Annotated in this window: 4 protein-coding genes and 1 pseudogene; 4 read left to right on the plus strand and 1 reads right to left on the minus strand. The window is 64.9% G+C overall.

What is annotated here, in order from left to right; translation table 11 throughout:
- The first annotated feature begins 134 nt into the window (after positions 1-134).
- Positions 135-731, plus strand: coding sequence for a response regulator transcription factor (locus BS329_RS37110; RefSeq protein WP_076167678.1), 597 nt, complete (start codon positions 135-137; stop codon positions 729-731).
- 211 nt (positions 732-942) lie between these two features.
- Here BS329_RS37110 and BS329_RS45605 read toward each other — a convergent pair.
- A pseudogene (locus BS329_RS45605) lies at positions 943-1,146 on the minus strand (IS256 family transposase); the annotation flags it as partial.
- Positions 1,147-1,411: 265 nt separating this feature from the next.
- Between BS329_RS45605 and BS329_RS37115 the strand changes: the two are divergent.
- The 3 genes from BS329_RS37115 (at position 1,412) to BS329_RS37130 (ending at position 6,345) form a co-directional block, all read left to right on the plus strand.
- Positions 1,412-2,617 (plus strand): M24 family metallopeptidase, encoded by a 1,206-nt coding sequence (locus tag BS329_RS37115; protein ID WP_158075871.1) that lies wholly within the window; start codon positions 1,412-1,414, stop codon positions 2,615-2,617.
- 1,002 nt (positions 2,618-3,619) lie between these two features.
- Positions 3,620-4,624: a YihY/virulence factor BrkB family protein gene (locus BS329_RS37125; protein ID WP_076167681.1), complete on the plus strand. Its 1,005-nt coding sequence runs from the start codon at positions 3,620-3,622 to the stop codon at positions 4,622-4,624.
- A 917-nt stretch (positions 4,625-5,541) separates the two neighbouring features.
- Entirely contained in the window at positions 5,542-6,345 is an 804-nt protein-coding gene (locus BS329_RS37130) for an SDR family oxidoreductase (RefSeq protein ID WP_076167683.1), read from the plus strand.
- The last annotated feature ends 40 nt before the right edge of the window (positions 6,346-6,385 follow it).

Genomic DNA, 6,385 nt, shown 5'->3' on the forward strand with positions numbered 1-6,385 from the left:
CGGTAACTCTCTGTACGCTAGTCTCCTTCGGAGGGAGCGGGCAGCGGTATCGCCACGCCGACGTCCCGTCGTGGGGTGCGGGCCAGGTCTCACGGCGCTGCTGCCGTTCCACCGTGAGCGCGGAGGGAGATCCGGTGACGACGGTCTTGATCTGTGACGACCGGCGCAGTGTCCGCGAAGGGCTGACAAGGTTGATGGCAGCCGTCCCGGGCATCAGCCGCATCGATAACGTCGCACGGAGTGAGGAGTTGCGGGCCAGGTATGCCCGTGAGCCGGTCGACCTGGTTTTGATCGGTACTCAGCGAGCCGTACCCGGTGGTGTCGAGGCGGCCCGGAGGCTCATCGCGGTCAACCCGCGGGCGAACGTGATCGTGTTCGGCGCGCCGGACGACACGCCGACGATCGCTATCGCGATCGCCAGTGGCGCTCGTGGCTATCTGCGCTGGAACGCCTCCCGTCCGGAAGTCATCGCGGCGCTTGCCACCACCCTGGCCGACGTCACCGTGCCTATCCCGCGTCAGCCGTCCGCGGCGCGTGTCGAGCTGACCGAACGTGAGCTGCAGGTCCTGCACGGGATGAGTCAGGGAAAGAGCAACGGCGCGATCGGCCGCGAGCTGTATCTGGCCGAGGACACCGTCAAGACCCACGCCCGCCGTTTGTTCGGCAAGCTCGGCGTTCACGACCGCGCCCAAGCTGTCGCCCACGGCTTCCGCCGCGGCCTCGTGACCTGACTCCGGGGCATGGCAACCCCGTCGGGTTCTGTCGTCGGAAGGTCCGCCCGATTCTCCGGCAGACGAGGTGTTCGCGGTGAATCACTGGTCGGGTGTGGCGAGCGGCGCCGCGCTCGATCTGCGCCGTGTCCTCGCTGACATGCAGTTTTTGCTCTCCTGCCTCGCGGATCGAGATTTTCTTTGTCGTTGCTTGAGTTGTCCGTCCTGCGGCCAACCGGGTCGTGCCCGTCATAGCCCAGATGATCGGTGATCTCGCCGTCCAGTGCGGACTCCGGCAACCGCTTGGTCAGCTGCCGCAACAATCAGCCCGGGCACGGCTCAGCAGCTGCTCGACGAGCTGGTCGTCCAGGCCGTCCAAACCGGTCTTGGGCTTCGAGTCCTCAGCGTTCTCCACGCCGGACATCATGTCGGTCATCAGGTGCACTTCCATAACCGGGAGTCGCACCGAACGTCCTGCAGTTCCTCGGGGAAGCCTAAGCAGCGGTGGCCGCGCTTCGCGGCGATAGCACCCTGTCGATTACCTCTGGGGTAAGGGCGGGGCCGCCGAGTCGGAGCCGACACCGAGGCAGGCCGGACGGTCCCGCGCGCGTGCATCGATGGCGGCCGAACGGGGTATGCGTCGGATGATCGGATTTCGTCGGTCACCAGGGCTGTTTGGGCCCTCGGACGAGAGGACAGGGATGGCCCGGATCGAGAAGGCTGAATCGACGTCACCCGGGGTTGCCGAGCTGGCTCGGATGCGGGCGTACCGATTGAAGCGCGTTCAGCAGTCGCTGAGTGAGGCGGGCTACGCGGGGGCCGTGCTCAACGACCCGGTCAACATCCGATACGCCACTGACGCGCGAAACATGCAGCTGTGGACCATGCACTTCCCGAGCCGATATCTCTATGTGCCCGCCAGCGGGTCCACGATCCTGTTCGAATACCGCGATGCCGGCCACCTCAGCGAGGCGTTGGACACCATCGGAGAGGTGCGGGAGGCGGTCGCGGTCAACCACATATCAGGTGGTCCTGAGGTGGTCGAACGGGCCAGAGACTGGGCCGCCGAGATCGCCGACCTGGTGGACGGACAAGGCCCGCTGGCGATCGACCGGACCAGTGTGCCGGAGCTGTCCGCGTTGCAGGAGGCCGGCGTCGAGGTGCGGTACGGCCAGAGTGTGCTGGAGCGCGCTCGGATGATCAAGTCCAGCGAAGAGGTCGCGTGCATGCGCAAATCGTTGGAGGTGGCAGAAAATGCCCTCGCTGAAGTGGCTGAGGCAAGTTCACGTCCTGGTAGGAGCGAGAACGAACTCTGGGCCATCCTCAACCGCGTGAACGCCGAACAAGGTGGGGAATGGATCGAGACGCGGTTGCTGAACTCGGGGCCGAGGACCAGGCCGTGGTATCAGGAAGCCGGTCCTCGTGAGGTCGAAACAGGAGATCTGGTGTGCTTGGACACCGACATGATCGGCCCGTTCGGCTACAACGCCGACGTGTCCCGGACCTTTCTCGCCGGTGGCGGACGGCGAAGTGGAACGCAACGAACCCTCTACGCTCTCGCTCGCGAACAATTGGAGCACAACGCCGCTCTGTTGCGCGCCGGGCTGACTTTCCGGGAATTCCGTGATCGGGCCTGGCTGCCACCCGAAGGCTATCGCGAGCACAGTTTCGGCTATGTGCACGGTGTGGGGATGTCGGTCGAGTATCCACAGGTTCCGCCTGCATATGAAGCGCGGACACCGTCCTACGACGGCACACTCGAAACCGGAATGATCATTTGTGTGGAAAGCTATGTGACCGCTGACGACGGTACAGAAGGTGTCAAACTGGAAAACCCGTACCTGATCCAACCCGGCGGAGGAGAGCAGCTGACGACCTTCCCGTTCGAAGACGCACTGTCAGCCTGAACCTCGTCGGCACCCGCGGACGAGGAGCTACAGTCCGAGGGCAACACCCTCGGCATCGCTAACTAAGGCGGCATCCGGCGCGCGAGCCTTGAGGAGCGGGAGCGCTGCGGCGGCGAAAGTATGCGGGTTTCCAACAATGAGGGGGATGACATGGCGTCAACGACCTGGAGATTCGGCGAGACGAGGATCCCGCTGAAGGCAGCGATGGGGCTCGCCCTGCTTTGGGACGTCATCGGGATCTTCTGGATCGTCCTGGGCGTCACTGATGAGGGGCCGATGCGCTGGAACAACTGGTTCAATGTAGGACTCGGCGCTTGGCTTCTCCTGAGCAGCAGTCACTACTGGATTTCGGTGATACGTCGGTACCGAAGGCAACGATGAGAGGCATGACGTGGTGATCGCACGGTGCGAAACCTGGCGTCGAGGTGGGATCGGAGCGGTCACCTGGGCAGGTCCGGGCACAGCGCAATGGTGGCGTTCGCGGCTGCCGTCTTGATTCCTCCCGGTCGTGCCGACGATCGCGAAGGGCACCCGAGCGTCGAGGTATCGATGTGCGCTTGCTCGAAGTGCAGGCTCAGCCGGTTCGCTCGCCAGACGTTCAACAACTCCAGGTCGGCGGCCTGCTCGCCCCCGGGGAATCGCCCTTGCGGCCTCTGGCCGGCAGGCACGGTTTCTTCGTCGGGTGAACATGGTCGGTCACCGCCGGGGGTGCGGTTTTACGGTCGTGCGATGGTCTGCAACCTCGCCCACCCCGTCGACACCCTCAGCCGATGGTCGCCTGGGACGGCTGGACCACCGGCCGCGGCGTTCGGCCCGGCCAGCCGCGTAGCAGCATGAACAACCCATGACTTCGGTTGCGAGTTGGGGCCGCGACCGGTACGACGTCGCCTGACACCCGCGGGAAGGGCCGGCCGAACAGTCACCGGTGATCGGCCGGCCTCTCCACGGTTTTCTCCCCGGTGTTGCGGGGTATGCCGGAGTAGTCCCCACCAGGAGGTCAACTTGGCTACCTCGAAGCATTCCACCGAGCCCGACGGCCCGACCGACCTGCCGCGGCGATCGTGGTGGGCGGTCCTCAAGCGGACGGTCGTCCAGTTCAACCGCGACAACCAGTTGGACTGGGCGGCCGCGCTCACCTACTACGGTGTGCTGTCGCTGTTCCCCGGTCTGCTGGTGCTGACCGCCATCCTCGGCCTGCTCGGGCCGTCGGCCACCCAGGCCCTGATCGACAACGCGGGTCGGATCGTGCCGGGTCAGGGCCGTGAGATCCTGATCGGCGCGATCGAGGAACTGTCCCGGTCGAGCGGACTGGCCGGTGCCGCGGCGATTTTCGGTGTACTAACCGCGTTGTGGTCGTCTTCGGGCTACATCGGCGCGTTCATGCGCGCTTCCAACGTCATCTACTCCATGCCCGAAGGCCGTCCGATCTGGAAGACCTGGCCGTTGCGGCTCGGTCTCACCCTCGCTCTGCTCGTCATCCTCGCCCTTTGCGCGATCGGGATCGTCGCGACAGGCGATGTCGCCCGGTCGCTCGGCGATCTCGTCGGACTGGGTGCGACCGGTGTTCTGGTCTGGGACATCGCGAAATGGCCCGTGATCGCGGCGCTGGCGGTCCTGGCGTTCGCGGTGCTCTACTGGGCGAGTCCGAATGTGCGGCAACCCCGGTTCCGCTGGATGACACCGGGCGGTCTGGTCGCCGTGACGTTGTGGATCGCCGCGACCGCCGGATTCGCCGTCTACGTGAGCAACTTCGCTTCGTACAACAAGATCTATGGCTCCCTCGCCGGGGTGATCGTGTTCCTGGTCTGGCTGTGGATCTCGAACATCGCGGTCCTGCTCGGTGCCGAACTCGACGCGGAACTCGCGCGGGGCAAGGAACAGGCGGCCGGACGACCGGCCGAGGACGAACCGTTCCTCCCGCCGCGCGACACCCGCGCGATGGACGACGAACAGGCCGCGGAAGTCGCCGAAGCCGAGACCGGAACGCGTGGCGACACCGCCAAGTGAGATCTCCGCCAACCGCGCGGCGTGGCCGCCCTCGAGAGTAGGCGCCCGAGGTCCACGCAGGACTTCTCCACTTCGAGCACTTCTTGGCACCGGATTCCTGTGACGACAGGCGTTAGTTGGCATCGCGATCTGTTCTGACGTGGTGGTTCTTGACTGGGTACAGGCGTATCTCCCGGGGGGCGTCGATCAGCTGGTCGAGCAGCCACACTGGCCCTCTCGTGTCCTCGTCCGCGTTCACTCGCACGACCTCTCCGTAGCCGGTTCTTTACCATAAGGAACCAGTCTGGCACGTAACCAGGGATCAGAGCCCTGCCCGAGCGCGCAGGCTATTCGTCGGTGACGAGGGCGGTCTCGACGCGATGCTCGACCTGGCGACGACCGTCAACACCGGCGCCTTTCGGCAAGATCTTCCGCTGACAACCAGTAGGTAGCCGCTATCCACCCTGAACTGCGAGTCTGACGCTAAACGCTGTCCTACTGCTACTCCATTCCAGCTAGCGGAGCTGACACGCAACCTGCGTTCACGCAGGCCCGACATTGGCCCGAGCCTCGATTCACGACGACGATGCCGGGTCGCAATACAGACCAAAGCAATCAGGAAAATGACTGTGCGGGAGGGGATTGTGGCGGCGTGAGCCGGCGCGCCAGGCAAGGGGGCTCGCACAGTACCTGTATCGCCAGGGTCTCCCAGACGTCCAGGACGCCTGTCAATCTGTTTGAAGTCTGCTCCAGTTACCCGGAGGAGAAGTAAGGGATCCCGCAGGAGGCGCGCAAGGCGGACGCCCGAGAATCCCCTGAACGAAAGCGCCGACAACGCTCCATGGACACGCGGCTTTACCTCCCATCAGTTCAATTCAGTTGCACTGGACGCGTGACCGTGTCAGCACCTGCTTCCACGACAGAACGGACGAGGACCAATGGCGGACAACCATTTCACCACTCACTCAGCACTTTTCGACCTGAGTGGGAAGTACGCACTTGTCACGGGCGGCACCAGGGGCATTGGGATGATGATCGCGCGCGGTCTTCTGCAGGCGGGCGCCCGCGTCGTCGTCAGCTCACGCAAGGCGGACGCGTGCGCGGAGGCACAGCGTCTACTGTCCGAATTCGGCGACGTTCAAGCAATCCCCGCGGACCTGTCCAGGTACGACGAGTGTCAGCGCCTCGCTGATCTTGTCAAGGCCGACTCGGAACGCCTGGACATCCTCGTCAACAACGCGGGAGCGATGTGGCGCGAGCCGCTGGAGACGTTCCCGGCCGAGGCCTGGGACGCAGTGATCGACCTCAACCTCAAGTCGCCGTTCTGGCTGGTGCAGGCGCTGCTGCCCGCACTGCGCAGGGCGGGCACCACCGATGATCCCGCGCGGATCATCAACATCGGCAGTATCGCCGCCATCCACGTCGCCGAAGCGCCCAACTACTCGTACGCCAGCAGCAAAGCGGCACTCCATCAACTCACCAGGGTGCTTGCGAGGGAACTGGGCCCCCAGCACGTCACGGTGAACGCGGTGGCCCCAGGAGTGTTCCCGTCGCAGATGATGGCGGCAACGATCGACGCCATCGGCGACACGATCGCGGCGAAGGCCCCTTTGCGCCGGCTCGGCCGCGACGACGACATGGCAGGCATCGCCGTGTTCCTCGCTAGCCGGGCCGGGTCTTACCTGACGGGCACCATCGTCCCGGTCGACGGCGGCACCGCCACGACCGCATCGGGTACCTAGTGCCGTATCAAGCAACGTTGGGTAGGTAATCCGGTCGGCG

Origin of the sequence: Amycolatopsis coloradensis (genome assembly GCF_001953865.1) — a bacterium.
GTDB classification, from domain to species: Bacteria; Actinomycetota; Actinomycetes; order Mycobacteriales; family Pseudonocardiaceae; genus Amycolatopsis; species Amycolatopsis coloradensis.

Coding starts and splice junctions, on each gene's coding strand:
- BS329_RS37115 (WP_158075871.1), top strand. CDS start 1,412: ATGGCCCGGATCGAGAAGGCTGAATCGACGTCACCCGGGGTTGCCGAG.
- BS329_RS37130 (WP_076167683.1), top strand. CDS start 5,542: ATGGCGGACAACCATTTCACCACTCACTCAGCACTTTTCGACCTGAGT.